This is a genomic window from Gorillibacterium sp. CAU 1737 (assembly GCF_039888655.1).
Taxonomy (GTDB): domain Bacteria; phylum Bacillota; class Bacilli; order Paenibacillales; family NBRC-103111; genus Gorillibacterium.
This window is the reverse complement of sequence record NZ_JBDQQO010000008.1, coordinates 108014-131441: the sequence shown is the minus strand read 5'-3', so window position 1 is coordinate 131441 and position 23428 is coordinate 108014. Positions and strand designations below refer to the sequence as shown.

The following is a 23428-nucleotide window of genomic DNA, read 5'->3' as shown; positions in this document are numbered from 1 at the left end:
ATCCACAGAGCGATGAAATCGACAAATCGCATGCCTACCGTTTGTCGAGCGCTAATAAGTATGGAGGGATACGCTTTTGAGGTCATTCATGTAACACCCAGCGGACAAAGCTCTACTAACAAGATCCGCTTCACTTTGTGACGGGATTCAATAAAAACAGGCCGTCCCAGTCGATGCCGGGAGCGGCCTGTTTTTTCGAAAAATCGTTTACCGCGCTTCGTTGTCGAGCTTCAAAACTTCAAACAGCTTGAACAGCAAGCTTAGGATGATGGCGACGATGGTTGCGAGGGCCATGCCCTTCAGCTCGAAGTGGCCCCAGGTGAACTTGGTGCCGCTGATCCCGATGACGAGGACAACTGCTGTCAGGATCATGTTTTTCGGACTGTTGTAATCGACCTTCGCTTCGACCAGCATACGGATACCGGAAACGGCGATGATGCCGAAGAGCAGAATCGATACGCCGCCCATTACGGCTCCCGGAATCGCCATGATGAGTGCCGACAGCTTGCCGCAGAAGGCGAGGACGATGGAGAAGACGGCTGCGCCTCCGATGACCCAGGTCGAGTAAACCTTCGTCATGGCAAGAACACCGATGTTTTCCCCGTAGGTCGTATTCGGTGTCGAACCGAACAAGCTGGAGAGAACCGTGGACACGCCGTTCCCGAGAAGCGAGCGATGCAGCCCCGGGTCCTTGTTCAAATCTTTGCCGACAATGTTGCTGGTGACGACCAAATGACCAATGTGCTCAGCGATAACGACGAGAGCAGCGGGAAGGATGATCAGGAAGCTGGAGAGGTCGAACTGTGGGGTGTAGCGAGTAGGAATGTCGAACCAATGAGCAGCGCGTACATCTGCCATGTCAACCAGATTAAACAACTTCGGAGCAGAGATGGAGTAGCCGACGATAATGGCGATGAGGATCGGGATGATCTTCATGAAGCCGCGGAAGAGAATATTTCCGAAGATGATGATGGCCATCGTGATGACCGCCACGATAACAGTATTAGGGTCGGGATGGAAGGTAGAGGGATCAACGCCCTCTTCCGGGATAAAACCGGCCAGGCGGGCGGCAACGGGGACGAGCTCCAGGCCGATAACGGCGACAATGGCGCCCATAGCAGCTGGCGGGAACACTACGTCGATCCAGCGAATGCCGACTTTTCCAACGAGAAGTGCGACGATGATGAAGATGACCCCAACGCCCAAGAAACCGAAGAGGGCTTGTTCATAGGAACCACCGGTTGTCTTTAGAATGACGAACACAGGAGAGAGGAAAGCGAAGCTGGAGCCGAGGTAAGCGGGGATTTTCCCCTTACAAATGAAGAGGTATAACAGGGTGCCAATACCGTTCATCAGCAGGATCGTGGCGGGGTTGACGCCAAACAGGTTTGGAACGAGGACGTTCGATGCAAACATGGCGAACAAATGCTGCAGGCTGAGCGGAATGCTCTCCACGAGCGGCGGCCTTTCATTCACTTGGATAACGCGCGACAAAATAGTTCCCCCTCAATTGTGATTATTGGTAAACGGTGCCGAAAATATGCCCCGACTATCGTAGCAGAAAACCAACCTTGTGCCTAGTAGCACATCCAGGGTTATTTTTGATTTCAAGAGTAATGAGCTCCCCGTGTCAAAATGTTGCCCGATTTTCGGCGGAAACCGCCTGCTTTTCTTGACGAAGCGTCGCGGCAAGGGCATAATTGTAGTCAAACCAGTTACCGGGAAAGGGTCTCACCATGGGCATTGAGCAACTGATACAGAAGGCATCTGCATACATGAAGGAAACCGATCTCGTCCGCATTCGGGAGGCCTACGAATTTGCCGATCAGGCGCATCAGGGCCAACTCCGGAAGTCGGGCGAGCCTTATATTCTGCACCCCCTTGCGGTCGCGGATATTCTCGTCAACATGCAGATGGACGGGATTTCCATCGTGGCCGCTCTTCTTCATGACGTGGTGGAAGATACGACCGTTTCCCTCGACAAGGTTCGTCAGCAGTTCGGGCCGACGTGCGCTTCGATCGTCGACGGCTTGACGAAGCTGGAGAAGATCAAGTTCAAGTCCAAGGAAGAGCACCAGAACGAAAATTACCGCAAAATGTTCGTGGCCATGGCCCAGGACATTCGCGTGATCCTGATCAAGCTCGCCGACCGGCTGCACAACATGCGAACGCTGAAGTACCAGTCGGAGGAAAGCCAGCGGCGGATCGCGGAAGAGACGCTGGAGATCTTTTGTCCCATTGCCCATCGGCTGGGGATCTCGGCGATCAAGTGGGAGATGGAGGACATTGCCCTCCGCTACCTGAATCCGCAGCAATATTACCGGATCGCGAACCTGATGCAGAAGAAACGCACCGAGCGGGAGCAATACATCGCGAGCGTCATCGGCATGATTCGCGATAAAGTTGGAGAGATGGGCATCGAGAGCGACATCTCCGGCCGACCGAAGCACCTCTACAGCATCTATAAGAAGATGTCCGAGAAGGGCAAGCAGTTTAATGAGATCTACGACTTGCTCGCGATTCGCGTGATCGTCGATAACATCAAGGACTGTTATGCCACCCTGGGCATTATCCATACCCTTTGGAAGCCGATGCCTGGGCGGTTCAAGGATTATATCGCCATGCCCAAAGCGAACATGTACCAGTCCCTGCATACAACCGTGATCGGGCTGAACGGGGAGCCGCTGGAGGTTCAGATCCGCACCTGGGAGATGCACCGGACGGCAGAGTACGGGATTGCCGCGCACTGGGCTTATAAAGAAGGAACGGTGGTTCCAGACGGTACATTTGAAGACAAGATGAATTGGGTCCGGGAAATTCTCGAGCTTCAGAGCGAGGCGAAGGACGCTTCGGAATTCATGGAGTCTCTGAAAATGGACTTTTTCTCGGACCTTGTTTTTGTTTTTACGCCAAAAGGAGAGGTCATCGAGCTCCCGGCCGGCTCCGTCCCGCTTGATTTTGCGTACCGGATTCATACAGAGGTCGGCAATCGGACCATTGGGGCGAAGGTTAACGGGCGCATTGTTCCGCTCGACTACAAGCTCCGGAATGGCGATATCGTTGAAATTCTCACCTCGAAGCATTCCTATGGACCAAGCCAGGACTGGATCAAGCTGGCCGGGTCCTCCCATACGCGCAGCAAAATCAAACAGTTCTTCAAGAAGGAAAGGCGCGAGGAGAACGTCGAGAAGGGCCGGGATGCGATCGAGCGCGAGCTGAAGCGCCTGGGCCTGGAGCCTTCCAGCCTCATGAGTGACGAGAAGCTGATGGAGGCGGCAGCCAAATTCAGCTTCAACGACATCGACGATATGCTTTCTGCCGTTGGCTTCGGCGGGATCACCGCCGCTCAAATCACGACGCGCCTCACGGAGAAGCTGCGCAAGGAGACGGAATTCGACAACCTCCTTCAGCTCACGCAAGACATGAAGGAGGTCAAATCCGCCCCCGAGAAGGAAAAGAAGAGCCGCCCGATGCACGGCGTTCGGGTTAAGGGCGTCGACAACCTGCTCGTGCGGTTTGCCCGTTGCTGCAACCCGGTGCCGGGGGACGAGATCGTAGGCTACATCACCCGCGGTCGCGGCGTGTCCGTTCACCGCGCAGACTGTACCAACCTGCCTTCCACCACGGATGACGAAAACCGTCTCATCGAGGTGGAATGGGCAGAGGATGCGGAAGCCAACTATACCGTTGAGATTGAGATCACCGGCCATGATCGCCGTGATCTGCTGCGTGAGGTCCTGCAGGCGGTGTCCGAAACGAAGACGACGATCTCCGCCGTCTCCGGCCGTTCGGACAAAAACAAGCTGGCGCTTATTCACATGACCATCCTGATTCACAACATCGACCATCTGGAATCGGTTGTGGACAAAATCAAGCGGATCCGCGATGTCTATTCCGTTCAGCGGATCATGCAGACGTGACGGTTGCCATCCAACCCGGAGCATCTGTCATATCCGAACCCGTTATCGGAGGCTTACCATACCATGAAGATCGTGATTCAACGTTGTTCTCGTGCCAGCGTAACCGTAGAAGGGCAAGTAACCGGTGAGATTGGCACCGGCCTGATGGTACTCGTCGGCGTAACCCAGGAAGATACGGAGAAAGACGCAAAGTTTCTTGCGGACAAAGTCGCCGGGCTTCGCATCTTCGAGGACGAGGATGGCAAGATGAATCGCTCGGTCCTAGAGATCGGCGGCAAGGTTCTGTCCATCTCTCAATTCACCCTTTATGGAGATGCCCGCAAGGGGCGCCGTCCCAGCTTTATTGCAGCAGCACGACCCGAGCAAGCCATTGGCTTGTACGAAGCCTTCAATGAAGCGGTGAAGGCGCACGGACTCGAAGTCCAGACCGGTGTCTTTGGGGCGGATATGCAGGTGGAGCTGGTCAATTCCGGCCCCGTTACCATTCTGCTCGACAGCCGGGAGTAACGGCTGCGGCGGAACGGAAGCTGCCCGGCTACCCTCGGCCAACAGACGATCTGATCATTCGCCTGCTTAAGATTCAATGGATAACAACCCGTATTCAACAATAAGTGGTGCACTCATAAGAACGAATCAAGCAGATGAACTACACCGCTTGATTCGTTCTTTTTTGTATGGGGAGGGCAAACGTCTCCTCGCTTTCATTTGTTTCTTTCGGAATGTTCATGAATTCGGGAACTTCTAGCACCTCTGTCTTGTCTAGTAGAGCAGGAGGGAAAACCTTTGGACGACTACCTACATTTGCTTCACGCGCAGGAGATGGACTCCGTCACCTTCGATCGCTTGATGAAGGAGTACGGTCAAGAAGTATGGAACTATGCCTACTTCATGACGAGGGACTATCATGCAGCCGACGACATCTCACAGGAAGTGTTTCTCCGTGTCTATCGAAACTTTTCGGGCTTTCGCGGGGAGAGCTCGGTGCGGACTTGGCTGCTCCGCATCACTCGCAACATGAGCTTGAATTACCGGAAGACCGCTTTTGTTCGCCGGGTATTCCTGAGAAGCGATATGAGCACGGATAAGCGAAATCGGTCAGCGGAAGAGGATGTTTTGGACCAGGATGTGTGCAATGAGATTTGGAAGATCATCCTGGGGCTCCCCGCTCCTTTTCGAGAAGTGCTGCTGCTTGAGATTCAGTTTCATTATTCGACGAAGGAAACGGCGGACCTCATCGGGGTTTCGGAGGGGACCGTCAAATCGAGGTTGTCTCGGGCTCGGCAAAAAGTAACGGCAGCGCTGAAAAAAGCGCAGGAAAAGGAGGGTCTGCAATGAGGGAAGAAAAACCCGATTGGTATACAAGCGTGTCGCCAGAGCCGTTCTCTCGCCCCATGTTTACGGAACAGCTGTCGCGTCAAATTAAGGAGAGAATCGCCACGCCTCGTCGAACTTTCCGCCAAAAGGCATTCCTTCCGCTTCTTTTTACTGCTGCAATGGGGTTTGTCGTTCTCTTCGCCTGGCTAGGCCCTTCTCTTTTCGATTCGGATCGGGCGGAGCTCGCCGATACCGAATTTACCGGAACGGTGGAAAGTTTGACAGGGCAGGCTGCACTGGTCCATGTGCGTTCTGCGTTAGCGGGAGGGATCTCGGACCTGGAGCAGGTGAGGCACCTGATGGGGGAGAACTATCTGGTCGTGACCCAACTGGTGTTCACGGATAAGAATGACCAAGGCTATGGGACCTCCTATATTCCGGCATTGGACGGAACCTATCGGTATGATTTTGGGATTGTGAAGTCCTATTCCCCGGAAAAGCCAACCTCTTCCCAGTGGTATGACCGTGAGGGACTCCTGTCGGGGAAGATGAGCGGTTCTCTTCTCGTGACCGTACAGGCGGGAGAGCTTGCCTCCATCCGTCTGGCTTATGCGGGCCCTGCTGTTGCAGGGGTGCGATTCGAGGACTACCCAGTTCCATCCATCGTTCTGAATGACACAACGGATGTGCCTTCGGGGGAAATCGAGACGGACCCCCTGTTGGACGCGGTGTTCTCGATCGAGCCTGGGAAAAAGGTGGATGCCGCTCACTTTCCCGATTCTCTTCGGCAGATCCACATGATCGACGAGAAACGAGGGTGGGCCGCTGGCATTGGCCTTTGGACGACGGAGGATGGCGGGGAATCATGGACCAAGCGTCTTCCGAACCAAAAGCAGCTGATGGTTACCATTTTGACGGAGAAGTCGATCGTTTTCTTTGATGCGGATCGGGCTCTGTATGTGGATCGAAATCCAGGGTACGAATCGAGAATGCCCACCCTAATGGTCTATCGAACAGAAGATCGTGGAGTGAACTGGATGAAGGAAGACCTTCCGATTGATGAGGATTGGGAGCGTACGGCAGAGGCCCAGTTAACCTTTCTGAATGAACAACAAGGATGGATCTTGCTTTCGGGTAAAGGGGAAGAGATCGGAAAGCGGCAGCTATACCTTACCAGGGATGGAGGAGTAAGCTGGAAGCGGCTCGATCATACGGGTAAGAAAGAGGGAACTCTGCAGGGCATAGAAGGAACGGCAACCGGGTTGGTCTTTCGAACGGAGCAGGAGGGGTACGTCACGTTTTCGGGTAGTACGGATGCCCCGATGCTCTATCGCACTGAAGATGGCGGAAAGACCTGGTCTCGGTATTCTGGGTTAGCGGGAACAGAGGAGACCGGAACCTATCTGCCTCCGCAATTTTTCGGGGAAGATCGAATGCGAGGGGTGCTTGCGCTCAGTCAGGCGGATGGAACACGATGGCTCCATACGGAGGACGGCGGGAAGACTTGGATAGGAGACTTTTCCTCAATCCTTCTTGACCCTTCGCAACCGAAGTGGGTTCAATTTGTAGATACCCAGGCTGGGTTCGCTCTTGATCGTCAGCACCAGCTCCAGCGTACGGATGACGGAGGGAAGACGTGGATGCCGCTTGGTATAACCTTGGTTGGAGAGTCCATGTCGCTGCATTTTATTTCCCCGGAAATGGGCTGGATTTCTGCAGATAACAAGTTGTCTAGTACAAAGCACGGCGGGTACGCATGGACACCGTTTTCCCGCTAAGAGGGGGAGTCCTCGAACTCGTTGGTTAAGAATGATCCGTGTTCATCCAGCGACATTTCCGCTACACATCTTAACGGCCTCCTAGGGTTGCAGACTGCGTCCTTCGGACATACTGATGACGAACCGACCTGAATCGGAGGAGGAACCGTTCGTGCATCAAGCGTCCAAGGAACGCAGTCTGCTTGAGGCGGCAAAGCAATCACCCGGCATTACACGGGAGGAAGCCCTGCTGGCCGAAGCGGCGAATGAGCTTGGCAGCCTGGCCTTGAGCGAGCCGGGCAAGCGAAACCGAAAGGCGAAGGGTGACGGCCCCCTTCCCTGGCATTGATCTAATCCCGTTGGCTCGCATGCACAGAGCCTGCTTTCCGGACTTGCAGTCGTGTGCGACACGACGCGCACAGGAGGAAGCAGGCTTTTTTCTTGCGGTTTTTTTGACCGGGAGAGCGCGTGTCCGCTACAATGGATAACGACTAGCGATAGAGATGCAGGAATGCGGATTGGGAGGCCTCATCATGAAGATCAACGTATACCGGACCGGCTTTGCCGATCATCATATGGAGTTGTTTCACCTCGTTAAGCAATTTTTTGAAGAAGCGGAGCTCGTCTATGATCCATCAGTGGACCGATCGGCAGACGTTACGACAGAGGTAGCGACAGATCCATTGGATTCTGCATCGGAAGAAGAATCATCGGCAGAGGAGCCGGAAGCGGCTCTTGAGCTGCGGTTTCACGTTCATCAAACAGACGGGCTCGTTCATGTACAGGCCGGTTTGACCGCCTTGACGGATGAGGCCGGGATCACGAACCCAGTAGAGGCCTTCGCTCCATCGGTAGAGGAAGGCTCTGCCGTCCTGGGTGCCTTTACTACGGAGCATACACGCCCCCTGCTCGGCACCTCGGAGGAGGACATTCGCCGCTCCTTCAAGCGTGCGGTCGGCTTTGCCGCAGCGAAGCTGCTTCAGGATGCAACGGGCATCCGGCTGCCGTGGGGAACGCTCACCGGGGTTCGCCCGACCAAGCTGCTGCACAACCTGCTCCGGCAGCACGACCGAGAGGAATGCATTCGCATTCTGCGCGAAGACTACCTGGTGACGGAGGAGAAGGCGAACTTGGTGACGGAGATCGCAGAGCGGCAGCTCGACGTCATCCCGGACTTGTTCCATTTGGATAACGAAGTGAGCGTCTACATCGGCATTCCTTTCTGCCCGACCAAATGCGCGTATTGTACCTTCCCGGCCTACGACATCCGCGGGAATAACGGGTCGGTAGAAGGCTTTCTACAAGGCCTGCATCATGAAATTCGCGAAACCGGGGAATGGCTGAAGCGCCGAGGTTTGGTCATCACCACCCTCTATTTTGGCGGGGGAACGCCGACCAGCATCGAAGCGGACCAGATGGATGCCCTCTTTGAGGAGCTGCATCATTCGTTCCCGGGCATGGATCGCATCCGCGAGCTGACGGTGGAGGCGGGACGACCGGATACGATTACCGCCGAGAAGCTGGCGGTGCTGAACAAGTGGGGAGTCGACCGCATCAGCATCAACCCGCAGAGCTTCACCCAAGCAACGCTCGATACGATCGGGCGGCATCATACGGTGAAGGAAACGGTGGAGAAGTTCGAGCTCGCTCGTAACCTCGGGGTTTCGAACATCAACATGGACCTGATCATCGGCTTGCCGAACGAGACCATGAAGGAATACCGGCACTCGCTGGATCGTACCGAAGAGCTGATGCCGGAATCGCTTACCGTCCACACGCTTTCCTTCAAGCGGGCATCGCGCATGACCCAAAACAAGGATGACTACAGCGTGGCTTCCCGCGACGAAGTGCAGGCGATGATGGACCTCACCACTTCGTGGACTGCCGATCACGGGTACGTCCCGTATTACCTCTACCGGCAGAAGAACATTTTGGGCAGCATGGAAAATGTGGGGTACTCCTTCCCTGGCATGGAGAGCCTGTACAACATTCTGATGATGGAGGATCGCCAGACGATCGTCGGGCTTGGCTGCGGTGCGGTAAGCAAGCTGCTGTACCCTGCAGCGGATGATGAGGAACGCGGTCATGAGAAGATCGAGCGGTTTCCGAATCCGAAGGAACCGAATGCGTACATCGAGCATTATCGCGAGTATTCCGCCAAAAAGCTAAAGAAGCTGGACGAGGTTTATGCCGCGGAGGAAGCAGTTTCGGAAGCGGAAAAGACGGCGAACCACCCATTGTAATGCAATTGTAATACGCGCTTCATGTTCCTTTAATATGGGCGGTCTATACTAGACCCATGACCCCCCTTTTGAATAGAACCTTGTGACGCCGATGACTCCATGTCATCGGCCCCTTTTTTTTCTTCGGGCTCCAATGGGGATGAACAAGCGGGCAGGGAACAAAAGGCTCCTTGACTTTTGCAGAAGCTTGCGTATACAATCGTATACAATAACCAAAAGCTCAAGATCAACCGATTCGATGATGGGACAAAGTACTCCGACCCGGCCTCTCCAGAGAGGAAGCCTAGGCTGCAAGCTTCCGTGGCGCGCTCGCGAAGAAAGACCTCCCGTAGAACCGACGGCGAACACCGGAGACATGAAATCTGCGCTTGTCAGCAGCAGAGCTTGCGTGTCTGGAGGAGAAGTAGCCGAACGGCGCCAACCGGGCGTTATCCGGAGAGGGATTTCCTGCTCAAGCAATAGAGGCGGGATTCCGAATGAAGGTGGTACCACGGGTGACGATACAGTCCTCGTCCTTGACAACGTGTCAGGGGCGGGGGCTTTTTTGCATCGACAACGACCCTTGGGGCAACCCGGAGATGCTGCTGAAGCTCATCGAATCGAGAAGCTGGGCGAAATGCCGAAGAAGGAACGAACGAAATGCTTATGTTGGAGGGAGTCTTATGAGTTTTCAAAAGCCAAAAGGGACCCAGGACCTGCTCCCGGGCACCGTAGAGAAATGGCAATACCTTGAGGAGACGGCTCGCAACCTCACGGCGCTGTACCGATACCAGGAAGTGCGCACGCCGATTTTTGAACACACCGAGCTGTTTGAGCGCGGAGTCGGAGAGACGACGGACGTCGTGGAAAAGGAAATGTACACCTTCGAGGACAAAGGGAAGCGGAGTGTGACCCTTCGGCCGGAAGGGACGGCGGGAACGGTTCGGGCGTATACCGAAAACAAGCTGTATGCCGATCCCGATGTGAACAAGTTGTATTACATCGGGCCGATGTTCCGCTACGAGCGGCCGCAAGCGGGCCGGATGCGGCAGTTCCACCAATTTGGCATTGAGGCGATCGGCTCCACCTCGCCTGCGCTCGATGCGGAGGTCATCACCTTCGGGTATGAGTATTGCCGCAAGCTCGGGTTGACCGGGGTTCGCGTCGACGTGAACTCGGTCGGCACGCCGGAGATTCGCGCCAGCTTCCGGGAGAAGCTGCTCGCGTTCCTAACGCCGATGAGGCACGAGCTGTGCAACGACTGCCAAAGCCGAATGGATCGCAATCCGCTTCGCGTGCTCGACTGCAAGGTGGACCAGCATCGCTTTGCGGATGCTCCCTCGCTGTTGGACGAGCTGGATGAGGAGTGCCGAACGCACTTTGAACAGGTGCTCGCCTACCTGGACGCCATGGGCGTACCTTACGAGGTGAACCCGAAGCTGGTGCGCGGGCTGGACTATTACACGCACACCGCCTTTGAATACAAGGCAGCGGGCATTGGCGCCATCGACACCATCGGCGGCGGCGGACGCTACAACGGACTCGTTGGCCAGATCGGCGGAGCGGAATATGACCGCCCCGGTGTCGGCCTTGGCCTCGGCCTGGAGCGCATTCTCCTCGTGCTGGAAGCGCAAGGGGTTGCGACTCCAGAGTACCCGCCGCTCGATCTGTACCTGATCGGGCTCGGCGAGCGTGCCGAAGCCGAGACGGTGCGTCTCGTGCACGAAGCGCGTTCCGCCGGACTTACGGCGGACAAGGATTACCAAGGGCGCAAGATGAAGCCCGCGATGAAATCCGCGGACCGACTCGCCGCGCGGGAAGTCGCCATCCTCGGGGATGATGAGCTCGACGCCGGCGAGATCACGATCAAGACGATGGCGACGGGCGAGCAGCGGAAGCTTCCGCTCGGGGAGTTCATTCGGGTTCTGGCTGAGGCGAAAGCAAAGGCTGCGAATAGAGAGCAAACAGAAGAAGGGGGACAAGTGCAATGACACTGGCTAGAACGCATCAATGCGGCAAGCTTGGCAAAGAGCATATTGGGCAGGAGGTTACGCTGAACGGATGGGTGCAGCGCCGTCGCGACTTAGGAGGCGTCCTGTTCATCGATCTGCGCGACCGCAGCGGGATCGTGCAAATCGTGTTCAACCCGGACTATTCGGGAGATGCCCTGAAGGTTGCAGACCGTGCTCGTTCCGAGTACGTGCTGGCGGTGAAGGGGAAGGTCGTCGAGCGCAGCGCCGACACGATCAACCCGAACCTGCCGACCGGCGAGCTCGAAGTGCGGATTACGGAGATTGACGTCCTGAATGCCGCCAAGACGCCTCCCTTCTTCATTGAGGATGGGATCGAAATCGACGAATCCCTACGGCTGAAGTACCGCTACCTGGACATCCGTCGTCCGGAAATGACCAAAACCTTGTACCTCCGCTCCAAGGCAGCCAAAGTATTCCGTGACTTCCTCGACGAGAACGGCTTCCTTGAAGTCGAAACGCCAATTCTCACGAAGAGCTCGCCGGAAGGCGCACGGGACTACCTCGTACCGAGCCGGGTGCATGGCGGCGAATTCTACGCTCTGCCGCAATCTCCGCAGCTGTTCAAACAGCTTCTCATGGTAGGCGGCATCGAGCGCTACTATCAGATGGCCCGCTGCTTCCGCGACGAGGACCTGCGTGCGGACCGTCAGCCGGAGTTTACGCAGATCGACATTGAGACATCCTTTATGAGTGACCGAGACATTCAGGACCTGATGGAAGACCTGATGGTTCGCCTGTTCCAGGAAACGAAGGGGGTCGACATTCCCCGTCCGTTCCAGCGCTTGACCTGGGCGGAAGCGATGGGCAAATACGGCTCCGACAAGCCGGATCTGCGCTTCGGGCTGGAGCTTGCCGATGTTTCGGACCTCGTGGCGAACAGCGGCGTGAAGGTATTCGCATCGGTCGTCGCCGGCGGCGGTATCGTCAAAGCCCTGAACGCCAAGGGCTGCGCATCCTGGAGCCGCAAGGAGCTGGATGATCTCGCTCCGTTTGCATCTCGCTACGGCGGCAAAGGCCTCGCGTGGGTGCAAGTGAAGGAAGGCGAGTGGAAGGGACCGATCGTGAAGTTCCTGACCCCGGACGAAATCGCTGCCTTGGGCGAGCGACTGGGAGCAGAAGAAGGAGACGTGCTTATCTTCTCCGCTGACAAGTTCAAGGTGGTCAACGATGTCCTCGGCAACCTGCGGCTGAAGATCGGCCGCGACCTCGGCCTGATCGACGAATCCGCCTACAAGTTCGCTTGGGTGGTGGACTTCCCGCTTCTCAGCTATGACGAGGATGCCGGCCGCTACGTGGCGGAGCATCACCCGTTCACCCAGCCGAAGGACGAAGACCTGGAGTTCTTCGACACGGACCCGCTCAAGATTCGCGCGAAAGCGTACGACATCGTGCTGAATGGCTATGAAGTCGGCGGCGGTTCCATGCGGATTTACCGCCGGGAAATCCAGGAGAAGATGTTTAGCGCCCTTGGGTTCTCTCAGGAAGAAGCCTACAAGAGCTTCGGCTATCTCATGGATGCCTTCGAGTACGGCACCCCGCCGCATGGCGGCATCGCCTTCGGCTTCGACCGGCTGATCATGCTGCTCGCCGGACGAAACAACCTGCGCGACACGATCGCATTCCCGAAGACGGCAAGCGCGACCTGCCTGCTCACGAACGCTCCCGGTGAAGTCGATGACAAGCAGCTGGAAGAGCTGTCCATCCGAGTAGCGCTGAAGCAGCCAGCCAAGCCTGCGGCTCAATAAGGCTCACGCTCATTGCCTATCGGCAACAAGGAGGAAGAACCATTCATGCTTCATCAATTTTCACGCAATGAATTGGCCATGGGTCCGGAAGGACTCGAAGTCCTGAAGAACGCGACCGTCGCCGTCCTCGGCATTGGGGGAGTGGGCTCGTTCTCGGTAGAAGCCTTGGCTCGCAGTGGCGTCGGGCGGATCATCATGATCGACAAGGACGTCGTGGACATCACGAACGTAAATCGTCAGCTTCACGCGCTCCTGTCCACCGTCGGCCAGCCTAAGGCGAAGCTGATGCAGGACCGCATCCGCGACATCAACCCGGAATGCGAAGCGATCGCTCTGCAAATGTTCTATACCGAAGAGACCTATGAACAGCTGTTCGAATACGAGCTGGATTATGTGGTGGACGCTTCCGATACGGTGGAATACAAAATCCACCTGATCAAGCAGTGCCTCGCCCGCAAAATCCCGGTCATCTCCAGCATGGGGGCGGCCAACAAGATGGACCCGACGCGCTTCCAGGTGGCGGATATCTCCAAGACGACGGTCGATCCGATTGCCCGCGTTATCCGGCAGCGCCTGCGTAAGGATGGCATCAAGAAGGGGGTGAAGGTCGTCTTCTCCACCGAGGAGCCGATCATTCCCCGCGAGGACATCACCCAGCAGATCGCTCCGGCCAACGCGAAGACCCGCAAGGCGAAAATGCCTCCGGCGAGCAATGCCTTCGTCCCTTCGACGGCCGGACTGATCATGGCAAGTGTCGTCGTGCGCGACCTGCTGGCGAAGGCAGGCGGCTCCTGGATGGCCGAGCGCAAGGGCATCGACCGCCGCGACTAAAGGAGGCCTACCCTCCTCGGAGGAAAGCCCTAGTGATTCGGTTTGGTTTTGGCCTGTCTCCTCAAACAGGACATGGTATAATAAGAGCATGCTGCGACGGATGGAAACGTCCGCAGGCATGCTCTTTTTTTGTTCCACTCGTCAAATTCGACCGAAAATCGGGTTTGCAAGTATGCTCTTGGAAGTAAGTTGGAAAGTAGGAGAGTAGAGATGGATTTGTTTAGCTACCAGGCCGACCGGGAGCCGGCAGGCAAGCTGCTTGCCGATCGGATGCGACCGGAGACGCTTGAAGAATATATCGGGCAAGAGCACATCGTGGGCCAAGGCAAGTTGCTGCGCCGCATGATCGAAGCAGATCGAATCTCTTCGATTCTGCTGTACGGGCCGCCGGGCACGGGCAAGACCACGCTCGCCCACATCATCTCGAAGCGGACCAACGGCGACTTCGTGAAGCTGAATGCGGTGGATGCGTCCGTCAAGGACGTGCGCGAGGTGATCGAGGCGGCCCATTCGAACAAAGCGATGTACGGGCGCAAGACGATCCTGTTCCTCGACGAGGTGCACCGCTTCAACTCGGCGCGGCAGGATGCCCTGCTCCCGGCGGTGGAGCAGGGGACGATCATCTTCATCGGCGCGACGACAGAGAACCCGTTCCACCATGTGAACGGGGCGCTCCTGTCGCGGTCGACGCTGTTTCAGCTGCACGCGCTCACGCATGAGCACGCGTACATCGCTCTTACCCATGCGCTCGCGGATAAAGAGAAGGGCCTCGGCTCCTTACCGCTGGAAGCGGACGAGGAGGCCCTTCAGCACATCGCGCGCATGGCTAATGGAGACATCCGGCGCGCTTTGAACGCGCTGGAGATTGCGGCACTCACGACCCCGCCTGAAGGGGACGGGGTCGTACGCATTACCCTCGCTGCGGCGGAGGAATCCGTCCGCCGGCCGACCGTGAAGGCGGACCCGTCCACGCAGTACGACGTGCTGTCCGCCTTCCACAAGAGCGTCCGCGGCTCAAGCGACGCCGCGCTGTTCTGGTTCCTCTATGCCGTCGAGAAGCTTGGCATGGACCCGATGACCTTCCTTCGGCGGCTGATCGTCGCCTGCAGCGAAGACATCGGCCTTGCGAACCCGCAGGCGATGGTGCAGGCGGTGACGGCGATGGATGCCTATCACAAGATCGGCTGGCCCGAGGCGAAGTACAACATCGCACAGGCGATCCTGTTCGCCGTCGAAAGCCCGAAGTCCAACAGCGTTGCCGTTACCCTGGGCAAGATTTCAGGCGCCTTCGAGCATGTCGGTACAGCCGAGGTGCCGCTGCACCTGAGGGATGCTCACTACCGCGGAGCGGAGAAGCTGGGCCATACCGGGTACAAGTACCCGCACGATTATCCCGGCCATTTCGTGGAACAGCAGTACTTGCCGGAGCCGCTGAAGAACGCGGTGTTCTTCGAGGCCTCTACTCAAGGGACGGAAGAGAAGATGAAGCAGAATCAGGAGCGTCGCCGCCGTCTCTGAGGCGATGATAACGAGAGCCGAGGAACGGCTTGGTGCTCGAACCTGTAAGTCCACTCACCATGAACAGAAATGGGGAACGGAACAGTCATGTACACCGAGGCAGACAGGCTCATTTTGCTAGGTAAAATCGAAGAGAAGGCGAAGGCATCAGAAGCTGTTCAAGGGCTCCTGCTCGTCGGCTCTGGAGCCTATGGGTTTCGAGACGCTTACTCAGACCTGGATGTGGTTCTCGTGGTAGAAGATAGCGAGAAGGTACCGCCCGTTCATGACGAATGGGTTCATTTTGTGAAAGAGCGCTGCTCGGTACTGAGGCACAAGGAATATCGGCATGAGGAGGACATTTACGTCTCTTGTTTTCTGTTCGCCGATGGGATGGAACTAGACTTGGGAATCTGGTCGTTCGCAAAGCTGAGGGCAACGAAGAGACATTGGAAGGTGCTAGTCGACCGGAATGTTCCTCAAATCCAAGAGCGGTTAGAGCTGACTTTGCCCATCTATCACAGGGACGCTACAGCGGTTGCAAACGAATCGTTGTCCTCCCTTTGGCAGTTCGTGCGGGAGGCGGCGGTTGCGATCGCACGGGGGCACGCCCTTCGGGCTGTTCAAGAAATAGAAGTCATTCGCAGCAAAGCCGTTGAGCTGATTGCCATTCGCGAGGGCATTCCGGCTGATTTCCATAAAGAAATCGGCAATTATCGTTCCTCGCCTCGTGTCGTGAAGCTTGTGGAGACTTACGAGGGCAGCATGGATCGGTCCGGACTTGAGAAAATGCTCATGGCCGTGCTGCAGCTCTATTTTGAGGAAGTGGCCGTTGTACTAGGAATCGATGAGGCATCAGGGGAACATCGGGTCATGATTAGACTGATCGAAAATATAGTTGGGGAACCCCGGATGAAGCTGGATGTTTAATCAGATGAACAAGCCAGCAAGATCTTAACGCATACAAGGAGGGAATGGCCGTGATCCATCTGAAAAGAGCAAGGCCGGAAGAAGCCTCGGTGCTTACCGCAATTCAAAAAGAGAGCTTTGATCGGGAATGCACCCGTTATGGTCAAGAAGAGCAAGGGGGACCTCCCGGCTATGCGGAGGAGGCCTGGCAGCTCGCGATGATGCAGGACATGCACTACTTCGCCATATTGGAAGGGGAGGAGGAGACGGCAGAGGGAGATCGCCTGGATCGGTTGATCGGAGGAGCCATCGTGTCGGAAAACGCGGCTGCCGGGATCTGCCACTTGGGCCGCATCTTTCTGCACCCAGACAAGCAGGGAAGTGGAATGGGAAAAGTGGCCATGCTCGCGCTGGAGCAACAGTATCCGGATGCGATTCGTTGGGAGCTCGACACACCAGACTGGGCGCTCCGCAATCATCGATTTTATCCAAGCTGCGGGTATCGCAAGGTAAACGAAGCGAACGGGTTTTACTATTATGCCAAAGACAAAAGCCCTTCTCCTCCTGATCGGGGATAAGGGCTTTTGCATTCTCTAGTATCTTATTTCAGCTTGGTGATCTTGTCGATGGTACCGCCGCCGAGGCACTTCTCCCCGTCATAAAAGACGACGGCTTGGCCGGGGGTGATGGCCTTTTGCGGATTGTCGAAGAGAACATGGGCGGAACCGTCGGGGTTGATCGTTACCTTAACCCCTTGATCCGGCTGGCGGTAGCGGAACTTGGCCGTGCAGGCAAACTCGCTGCCGGGTGCGGCTCCCTTGATCCAGCTGACTCCGGTTGCGGTGAGGGCAGTGGAGTACAGGCGGTCATCTTGTTCCCCTTGAACCACGTACAGGATGTTGTTCTCCAGATCCTTGTCCGCCACGAACCAAGGTTCGCCGGTACCGGAGCCGCCGATGCCGAGCCCTTGCCGCTGCCCGAGCGTGTAATACATCAGCCCGTCATGCTGGCCCTTCAGCTCGCCGTCAAACGTACGCATGTCTCCCGGTTGAGCCGGAAGGTAGTGGCCAAGGAACTCACGGAAGTTGCGTTCGCCGATAAAGCAGACGCCTGTGGAATCCTTTTTCTTGGCGGTGGCGAGACCGGCCTTCTCGGCGATTTCCCGCACCTTCGGCTTCGGCAGATGCCCGATCGGGAACATGGCCTTGGAGAGCTGGTATTGGTTCAACGCGTTCAGGAAGTACGTTTGATCCTTGTTGCTGTCCACTCCGCGCAGCAGCCGGTAAGCGCCGTCTTCTCCCTGTTCCACTCGTGCATAGTGCCCGGTGGCAATATAGTCAGCACCAAGCTCCAGTGCCTTTTGCAGGAATTCGCCAAACTTGATCTCGCGGTTGCACATTACGTCCGGGTTCGGTGTACGGCCACTGCGGTATTCGTCAAGGAAGTACGTGAACACCTTGTCGTAGTATTCCTTCTCGAAATTGACCGTGTAACACGGAATGCCGATCTGGGCGCACACACGGCGAACGTCGGAAGCGTCCTCCTCTGCGGTGCAGACGCCGAACTCGTCGGTGTCGTCCCAGTTTTTCATATAGATGCCAATGACCTCGTAGCCCTGTTCCTTCAATAGCAAGGCCGCGACGGAAGAGTCCACTCCGCCCGACATGCCCAGGACGACACGGGTCTTTTGGTTGGAAATCGTCATGCTGCATCAACCTTTCTCGGGTAGAACTCGCTTCATTGTACCATATTCCAGGTAAAAAGTTAGCGGGACGGATTTTCATCTGCCGCCGGTTTATGATACCATATCCGATAGGGATTATCGATTAACCGTATAAAGAGTTGATTTCGCGTTAAAAAGCCGAGACTTCGGCTACAATGGGGATGAACAGCACGTACCGGCTGCCCCTCCACTCTTCCAAATGAGGTGTACTTGCTTGAAAATATCAACCAAAGGACGTTACGGTCTCACCATTATGATGGAGCTGGCCGGCCGCACCGGCGAAGGCCCGACCTCGCTCAAGAGCATCGCGGAGAAGAACAACCTTTCCGAGCATTATCTCGAGCAGCTGATTGCGCCGCTGCGGAATGCGGGTCTTGTGAAGAGCATCCGCGGAGCCTACGGCGGCTATGTGCTGTCCCGTTCGGCAAGCGAACTGACCGCGGGAGACATTATCCGCGTGCTCGAAGGCCCGATCAGCCCGGTCGATTTCACGGACGAGGACGATCCCGCCAAGCGGGACCTGTGGATGCGCATCCGCGACAGCATCGCGGAAGTGCTGGATTCCACGACGCTGGAGTCGCTGGTCAATTTCCACGACGAAGGCAAGTATAACAACTACATGTTCTACATTTAAACGCGCGGACCCCCGCTAGCCAAATCGGCTAGCGGGTTTTTTTTTCGGTTTCGGCGGCTGAAAGGATAGCTGTGAAACGAATGGAATTATAGTAAAATCAGGAATAGAAAAGGAAGGTGACCATGAGAAATACTCTAGTAAAGAACCTTGGCACTACTCTTAAGGTGGCGGTTGCTGCTTGCATCGTGATGATCATTTCCTATGTAGTTTACCAAGCCATCCATTTGAAGCTTTGGAGCGGGAATGCTCAAACGGGAATAAAGGAGTTGTCGAAGAAAGAGAAGATCGAGGACTTCGAATATTTAACCCGGTATGTCAAGGATATCTACCCTTATTCCGATGCGATTGTGCAATACAAAAGGTTGGATGATCTCCGATCTCTAGAGAAGGAGTACATCGACCGAGCCGGCGAAACCAGCAACAATACGGAGTTTTTTCAGCTGGTCTACGAATATTCTCAGCGTTTGAGACAAGGCGACGGCCATATTGGTGTGTATTTCGGAACGAACCGGCCGTCGAATAACAACTATGTTCACTATTATTTCAATGATATCCCCAAGAGCACGTATTATAAGACTGATTATTGGGGGCAGGAAGCCGCCAAATTTCAATGGTACGCCTTTTCGGATGCGGATGTGGTTTATAAGGACGGGAAGTATATCTTGAATGAGGAGTATGCTTTCCCGGATCTCACCTTGCCCGCAGGGACGATCATTGTGGGCATCGATGGAATGCAGACCGATGAATACGTGAACACCCTTCAGAACAAAACCCGATTGCAGGTTGACGCCGACTTGAACAAGAATTTCGTCACCACCCTTTTTTCCATCCGGCCGAGTACAGGTTTCGATTATTGGACGGTAGACTTTCAGACAAAGGATGGAGAGGTCTTTACCAGAAAAGTAAAGGCTTTGAATGCGGCTGAAGATGCGGGCAATGGCTTGGCTTCCTTCCAATACCCCAACATGGTCTGCAAAGAAATAGACGAGGACACCGGATACATAAAGATTTTTACGTTTGATCGACAATCAATCCGCGAGGATAACCAGATCATCCAGGATTTTATGCAAGCTTCGCACGGAAAATACAAGAAGCTGATTCTTGATGTTAGAGGGAATACCGGAGGAGAGCTGGAGTATTGGGGAGAGAATATTATTCGGCCGCTCCTTAAGGAATCGAAGTCGTTTGTCCAGTATTCTGCGATCCGAAAAAAGTTTTTTGAGCAGATGGGAATCCGATATCCCATCTACAGACGGGTAATGAAGAATGATCTTTTGCAGAAGGACTTGTACCACATTGATAAGGTTGAGAAGACGGTCCTCCCGGGGTTTAGCGAACAGGACTGGGATATTTTCAAGATTACGAAAACCTTTACGCCGCACAACAGCTTTCCTTTTAACGGAAAGGTGTACATCTTAACGGACCGGGATACCTTTTCCGCCGCGGATTCATTTGCGGTTGCAGCGAAAAGGACCCAGCTAGGACAAGTAGTCGGCACCTACACCGGGGGAAGCGGATCTGCTTTCATAGCCCCCGTGGATATTGCTCTTCCCCATAGTCAAATGATGTTGAGAATGAACGTCGAGTTGACTTTGGATGAGGAGGTTCAGCCCAATCAAATCCTGGGGACGGCTCCTGATGTTGCGCTGCAGGCTTCCACGTTCCCGACCACAAATCCAAACAGCCTTGAGGTTCATGATCTCGTGCAGGACCCATGGATCGATTGGGTCATTCATCACTAAATTACGTAACCATCACATAACCGAAAGCCCACCAGCTCCGGCCGGTGGGCTTTTGGTTCATTTTGATAGGGTGGAAACCGCCTTACTCTTCTTGCTTACCCTTTTTGATAACGGGCACGTAGATCTCCATTACGGTATCCGGGCGGAAGTGGCAGCGTTCATCATAGAATTCAAAATCCAATTTGGATTCATCATACTCATACCCGCTGTCCGGAAACCATTCCTCGAAGATGTACTTCCAGGTTTTTCGAATCGCATTGGGGAACTCGTCCTGATTGGCAGAGCCGTCCTTTCCTCCAAGGGTCACGTCTACCGGAGGGGTGGTGAATACGGCGTACGTCGCTTCCGGCACCTCCAGCGTAATCATGTCGGGGGTTACCTTGTCAAAATCCTCCACCACGACGCCCAGCAAATAAACCAGGCCTCCGCTTTCTCTGGACTCCGGTACGCAGATCCCGACTTCTCCATGCTTCGGAGGATTCAACAGGTCGTACATTTTACATTCCCACCCGTTGATGTCGTATTCATTCCAGAAGGCAGCGATATCTTTGGTGAAGCTTCCATCCGCGAGATTGGTTTTTATTCCATATCCGGCAACTTGAAAAGCGGGCTTTGAGAGAATTGCAGGGATCATTGAACAGCCTCCTAAATGGAATGTGTTTTTGGTTTCTCCAGAAAGATACTGGTTAAGTGCAGCCATTCTTACGGCATATTGGGTCGGGTTATCGCCATACTCCTTACGAAAAGCCTTCGTGAATCCACTTTGGGTTTCATAGCCGTATTCCAGCGCAATATCGATGATTTTTCTGCCTTTTGCCAGCTCGACCGCTGCTAAGGACAATCGCCTCTTTCGAATATAGTCCATGATCGGGACACCCATGCAGAGTTGGAAAACCCTGCAGAAGTGATACAACGAGTACCCGACCTGCTGAGAAACGATTTCAGGTGTCAGCTTTTCTGAGATATTGGCCTCGATAAATTCGATGCTTCGTTTGATATCCTCGCTATAGTTCAAGAATGCCTCATTCCCTTTCCCCGTACGGTTGACTTCATTATACCAACGGCTGAAGCACCAGACTGTTCCGGCTTTGCTATTCTTCCTGTCCCTATTTCTGTTCCTGTTGCGAGCCCTGTGGTTCGGTCATTCGGGTAAAGTGTCGTTTAAGTACAAGAGATCCTTGCCGTGATCGAGTAAGCTTGATCTTGTATTCCAGGCTCTTTGAAAAGTACAGAGAAGGAGGAGAGAAGATTGATCACAAAGAAGCACCAAAGTCGAGCTAGGATTCAGCTCGTATTCGCGCGGCTCCTCTTTTCTCGATTCAACATAAGGAGGACATCCGCTATGAACAAGCTAAGGCTGTATCTGTTCTTCTCTTTCGGATTCACCTGGCTCTTGTGGCTGCCGTTGCTGCTTGAACGCCAGTTCGACATTTCCTTGCCGCAGCTGCCCGGCCAATTCTACCTCGCTTCCTTCGGCCCGCTTCTTGGAGCGATCCTCACCTGTTGGATCACCGAGGGGTGGATTGGCCTGAGAAGCTGGCTGTCTCGCGTATTCTCGGTCCAGCGCGCGGGGAAGGGGATTCTCGCGGCCATCCTTCTCATCCTGCTGTACATCTTGGTGGCGTTGGTTGCCCAGAGGTTGATCGCCGGTCAGTGGCCGGAATGGAACCAATTTGGACGCACCGAAAAGCTGCCCGGTCAGAATGCCGTCATGACGGCGCTAATCTGGATGCTCACGTTCGGGTTGGGAGAGGAATCGGGCTGGAGAGGCTACCTGCTTCCTCTTTTGCACAAGCGCAGCTCGCTCCTTAGAAGTGCGCTGATCGTGGCGATGATCTGGATGCTGTGGCATCTGCCCGCTTTTTGGTTTAATGAGACCTACCTGCAGATGGGCTGGGGCATGATCGGCTGGGGAATCAGCCTGGCGTACGGCTCCATCCTACTCGCTTGGCTCACCCGTCTGGGCAACTGGAGTGTTCTGCCGGTAATCGTTTGGCATGGCGGCTTCGATCTTCTGACCGCCAGCGATCAAGCGGCGGAGGTGATGGCCATGGCGTGCAGCATGCTGGTGATTGTCCATGGGATTCTGTTGAGCCGTCGATTGGCGGCCTTAATGCCGGAGTAAATGGGCGGGATGCACCAATTTTTACAAGGGAATCATTGACAGGAAAAAGGCATCTTTCTATACTCACTCTATCAAGATAATCAAGGATGCCGAGGGATAAGCCATGCGGTATTTGCCTCATGTCGACTTTGGAATTCATCAATTCATTGAGCATTGTCTTCAGGCCGGAGCTGTGCCCATGCCAGCGGATACTTCCGTATACCTGATCTTCATTCTGAATGGTGGCGGAGTCTATAACGGAGTAAGCATGAAGGCGGGAGATGTCATTGCCCTTGGACTGAATAAGGATCCGATGATCGGACTTTCCCATTACACCGAATTGTTTATGGTCGATATGGAATTCCACCTGTTCTTCCAACTGACCGGGATGGAGCCGGCCTTTTGCCAGCAGGTCATTCCGCTGAATGAAGACTCCTTTCTCAAAGACGTGTGCGGCCGACTCATGAGCATTCCGTCTCCTCAGCGTCCGGAGATTGTCGAGCAGGCTTTTCTATCCCGGCTTCGGCAAGGTAAATATCTCGTGAAACGAAAGCTGGAACGGATTGTTTGTGCATCCAAGCTGCTTGAAGTTGTACCGCTCTCTCGGTATGAATCCATTGCAAGGCAAATGAATATCTCCCTTAGGCAGTTAGAGAGAGATTTCACGACGATGTTGGGCATTACCCTGCAGGATTACTCTCGCATTCGGCGCTTTCACCGTTCCATCCGGCTCCTGCGAAGGATGAGCGCTGCCGAGGCCGCCTATTTGTCCGGTTATTCCGATCAAGCGCATATGACGAAGGAATTCAAGAAGATGTCCATCTGGACCCCCGCCCAAGCGCTGCAAAGCTTCGACTTGAACTTTGAAGGAATTCCGCTTGGTGAGCGAAGCTCAGGTGCGCTGTAGATGAGGCGATTTTTGTCGGAATCGCAAGTTGCGGTATTTCGACAGTTTCGTTTGCAAATCGATCCATTCCATCAAGATGTGTTATAATTT

General features: G+C 55.0%; 19 protein-coding genes and 1 pseudogene. 16 read left to right on the top strand and 4 right to left on the bottom strand.

Features of this window, described 5'->3' with window-relative positions; translation table 11 throughout:
• Nucleotides 1-207 precede the first annotated feature (207 nt).
• Entirely contained in the window at nucleotides 208-1494 is a 1287-nt protein-coding gene (uraA, locus tag AAFN83_RS16940) for a uracil permease (RefSeq protein WP_347771467.1), read from the bottom strand.
• Nucleotides 1495-1736: 242 nt separating this feature from the next.
• Between uraA and AAFN83_RS16935 the strand changes: the two genes are divergently transcribed.
• From AAFN83_RS16935 to AAFN83_RS16880, 12 genes are all read left to right on the top strand, one after another.
• A complete protein-coding gene (locus AAFN83_RS16935; protein WP_347771465.1) occupies nucleotides 1737-3920 on the top strand; it encodes a RelA/SpoT family protein in 2184 nt (727 codons plus the stop codon).
• Nucleotides 3921-3983: 63 nt separating this feature from the next.
• Entirely contained in the window at nucleotides 3984-4427 is a 444-nt protein-coding gene (gene dtd, locus AAFN83_RS16930) for a D-aminoacyl-tRNA deacylase (RefSeq protein WP_347771463.1), read from the top strand.
• A gap of 276 nt (nucleotides 4428-4703) precedes the next feature.
• Nucleotides 4704-5255, top strand: coding sequence for an RNA polymerase sigma factor (locus AAFN83_RS16925; RefSeq protein WP_347771461.1), 552 nt, complete (start codon nucleotides 4704-4706; stop codon nucleotides 5253-5255).
• The gene (locus tag AAFN83_RS16920; RefSeq protein ID WP_347771459.1) at nucleotides 5252-7012 is read left to right on the top strand and encodes a WD40/YVTN/BNR-like repeat-containing protein; all 1761 of its coding nucleotides are present in this window, start codon (nucleotides 5252-5254) and stop codon (nucleotides 7010-7012) included. The genes AAFN83_RS16925 and AAFN83_RS16920 overlap by 4 nt, the downstream gene beginning before the upstream one ends.
• Nucleotides 7013-7163: 151 nt before the next feature.
• On the top strand, nucleotides 7164-7340 hold the full coding sequence (locus AAFN83_RS16915; RefSeq protein ID WP_347771457.1) for a hypothetical protein: 177 nt from the start codon (nucleotides 7164-7166) through the stop codon (nucleotides 7338-7340).
• Between the two features lie 184 nt (nucleotides 7341-7524).
• Nucleotides 7525-9234 carry a coproporphyrinogen III oxidase gene (locus AAFN83_RS16910; RefSeq protein ID WP_347771455.1) on the top strand — a complete coding sequence of 570 codons (1710 nt, stop codon included), beginning with the start codon at nucleotides 7525-7527 and terminating at the stop codon, nucleotides 9232-9234.
• 662 nt (nucleotides 9235-9896) lie between these two features.
• Nucleotides 9897-11204 carry a histidine--tRNA ligase gene (hisS, locus tag AAFN83_RS16905; protein WP_347771453.1) on the top strand — a complete coding sequence of 436 codons (1308 nt, stop codon included), beginning with the start codon at nucleotides 9897-9899 and terminating at the stop codon, nucleotides 11202-11204.
• Nucleotides 11201-12991 (top strand): aspartate--tRNA ligase, encoded by a 1791-nt coding sequence (aspS, locus tag AAFN83_RS16900; RefSeq protein ID WP_347771451.1) that lies wholly within the window; start codon nucleotides 11201-11203, stop codon nucleotides 12989-12991. The genes hisS and aspS overlap by 4 nt, the downstream gene beginning before the upstream one ends.
• Before the next feature lie 45 nt (nucleotides 12992-13036).
• Nucleotides 13037-13822, top strand: a complete 786-nt coding sequence (locus AAFN83_RS16895; RefSeq protein ID WP_347771449.1) for a tRNA threonylcarbamoyladenosine dehydratase — start codon at nucleotides 13037-13039, stop codon at nucleotides 13820-13822.
• 210 nt (nucleotides 13823-14032) lie between these two features.
• Entirely contained in the window at nucleotides 14033-15340 is a 1308-nt protein-coding gene (locus AAFN83_RS16890) for a replication-associated recombination protein A (RefSeq protein ID WP_347771447.1), read from the top strand.
• Between the two features lie 87 nt (nucleotides 15341-15427).
• Nucleotides 15428-16249 (top strand): aminoglycoside 6-adenylyltransferase, encoded by an 822-nt coding sequence (locus tag AAFN83_RS16885; RefSeq protein ID WP_347771445.1) that lies wholly within the window; start codon nucleotides 15428-15430, stop codon nucleotides 16247-16249.
• A 50-nt stretch (nucleotides 16250-16299) separates the two neighbouring features.
• A complete protein-coding gene (locus tag AAFN83_RS16880) occupies nucleotides 16300-16806 on the top strand; it encodes a GNAT family N-acetyltransferase (RefSeq protein WP_347771443.1) in 507 nt (168 codons plus the stop codon).
• Between the two features lie 23 nt (nucleotides 16807-16829).
• On the opposite strand, the gene mnmA is transcribed toward AAFN83_RS16880, so the two are convergent.
• Nucleotides 16830-17933, bottom strand: a complete 1104-nt coding sequence (gene mnmA / locus AAFN83_RS16875; RefSeq protein ID WP_347771441.1) for a tRNA 2-thiouridine(34) synthase MnmA — start codon at nucleotides 17931-17933, stop codon at nucleotides 16830-16832.
• Between the two features lie 232 nt (nucleotides 17934-18165).
• Here mnmA and cymR point away from each other — a divergent pair, with 232 nt between their 5' ends.
• Complete coding sequence (gene cymR / locus AAFN83_RS16870; protein ID WP_347771439.1) at nucleotides 18166-18585, top strand: cysteine metabolism transcriptional regulator CymR; 420 nt, start codon at nucleotides 18166-18168, stop codon at nucleotides 18583-18585.
• Nucleotides 18586-18707: 122 nt separating this feature from the next.
• A complete protein-coding gene (locus tag AAFN83_RS16865) occupies nucleotides 18708-20327 on the top strand; it encodes a S41 family peptidase (protein WP_347771437.1) in 1620 nt (539 codons plus the stop codon).
• An 82-nt stretch (nucleotides 20328-20409) separates the two neighbouring features.
• Here the strand turns inward: AAFN83_RS16865 and AAFN83_RS16860 are convergent, their stop codons facing one another.
• Nucleotides 20410-20961, bottom strand: a complete 552-nt coding sequence (locus AAFN83_RS16860; RefSeq protein WP_347771603.1) for a GyrI-like domain-containing protein — start codon at nucleotides 20959-20961, stop codon at nucleotides 20410-20412.
• A gap of 84 nt (nucleotides 20962-21045) precedes the next feature.
• Nucleotides 21046-21342 (bottom strand): annotated as a pseudogene (locus tag AAFN83_RS16855) (helix-turn-helix domain-containing protein); the annotation flags it as partial.
• 327 nt (nucleotides 21343-21669) lie between these two features.
• Between AAFN83_RS16855 and AAFN83_RS16850 the strand changes: the two are divergent.
• Both AAFN83_RS16850 and AAFN83_RS16845 read left to right on the top strand, forming a co-directional pair.
• Nucleotides 21670-22452 carry a CPBP family intramembrane glutamic endopeptidase gene (locus AAFN83_RS16850; protein WP_347771435.1) on the top strand — a complete coding sequence of 261 codons (783 nt, stop codon included), beginning with the start codon at nucleotides 21670-21672 and terminating at the stop codon, nucleotides 22450-22452.
• Between the two features lie 178 nt (nucleotides 22453-22630).
• Complete coding sequence (locus AAFN83_RS16845) at nucleotides 22631-23338, top strand: helix-turn-helix domain-containing protein (RefSeq protein ID WP_347771433.1); 708 nt, start codon at nucleotides 22631-22633, stop codon at nucleotides 23336-23338.
• Nucleotides 23339-23428 lie beyond the last annotated feature (90 nt).

What these genes read in the sequence shown, in the direction of transcription:
- AAFN83_RS16935 (WP_347771465.1), top strand. Translation starts at nt 1,737, where the DNA reads ATGGGCATTGAGCAACTGATACAGAAGGCATCTGCATACATGAAGGAA.
- dtd (WP_347771463.1), top strand. Translation starts at nt 3,984, where the DNA reads ATGAAGATCGTGATTCAACGTTGTTCTCGTGCCAGCGTAACCGTAGAA.
- AAFN83_RS16920 (WP_347771459.1), top strand. Translation starts at nt 5,252, where the DNA reads ATGAGGGAAGAAAAACCCGATTGGTATACAAGCGTGTCGCCAGAGCCG.
- AAFN83_RS16910 (WP_347771455.1), top strand. Translation starts at nt 7,525, where the DNA reads ATGAAGATCAACGTATACCGGACCGGCTTTGCCGATCATCATATGGAG.
- hisS (WP_347771453.1), top strand. Translation starts at nt 9,897, where the DNA reads ATGAGTTTTCAAAAGCCAAAAGGGACCCAGGACCTGCTCCCGGGCACC.
- aspS (WP_347771451.1), top strand. Translation starts at nt 11,201, where the DNA reads ATGACACTGGCTAGAACGCATCAATGCGGCAAGCTTGGCAAAGAGCAT.
- AAFN83_RS16895 (WP_347771449.1), top strand. Translation starts at nt 13,037, where the DNA reads ATGCTTCATCAATTTTCACGCAATGAATTGGCCATGGGTCCGGAAGGA.
- AAFN83_RS16890 (WP_347771447.1), top strand. Translation starts at nt 14,033, where the DNA reads ATGGATTTGTTTAGCTACCAGGCCGACCGGGAGCCGGCAGGCAAGCTG.
- AAFN83_RS16885 (WP_347771445.1), top strand. Translation starts at nt 15,428, where the DNA reads ATGTACACCGAGGCAGACAGGCTCATTTTGCTAGGTAAAATCGAAGAG.
- mnmA (WP_347771441.1), bottom strand. Translation starts at nt 17,933, where the DNA reads ATGACGATTTCCAACCAAAAGACCCGTGTCGTCCTGGGCATGTCGGGC.
- AAFN83_RS16865 (WP_347771437.1), top strand. Translation starts at nt 18,708, where the DNA reads ATGAGAAATACTCTAGTAAAGAACCTTGGCACTACTCTTAAGGTGGCG.
- AAFN83_RS16860 (WP_347771603.1), bottom strand. Translation starts at nt 20,961, where the DNA reads ATGATCCCTGCAATTCTCTCAAAGCCCGCTTTTCAAGTTGCCGGATAT.
- AAFN83_RS16850 (WP_347771435.1), top strand. Translation starts at nt 21,670, where the DNA reads ATGAACAAGCTAAGGCTGTATCTGTTCTTCTCTTTCGGATTCACCTGG.
- AAFN83_RS16845 (WP_347771433.1), top strand. Translation starts at nt 22,631, where the DNA reads ATGCCAGCGGATACTTCCGTATACCTGATCTTCATTCTGAATGGTGGC.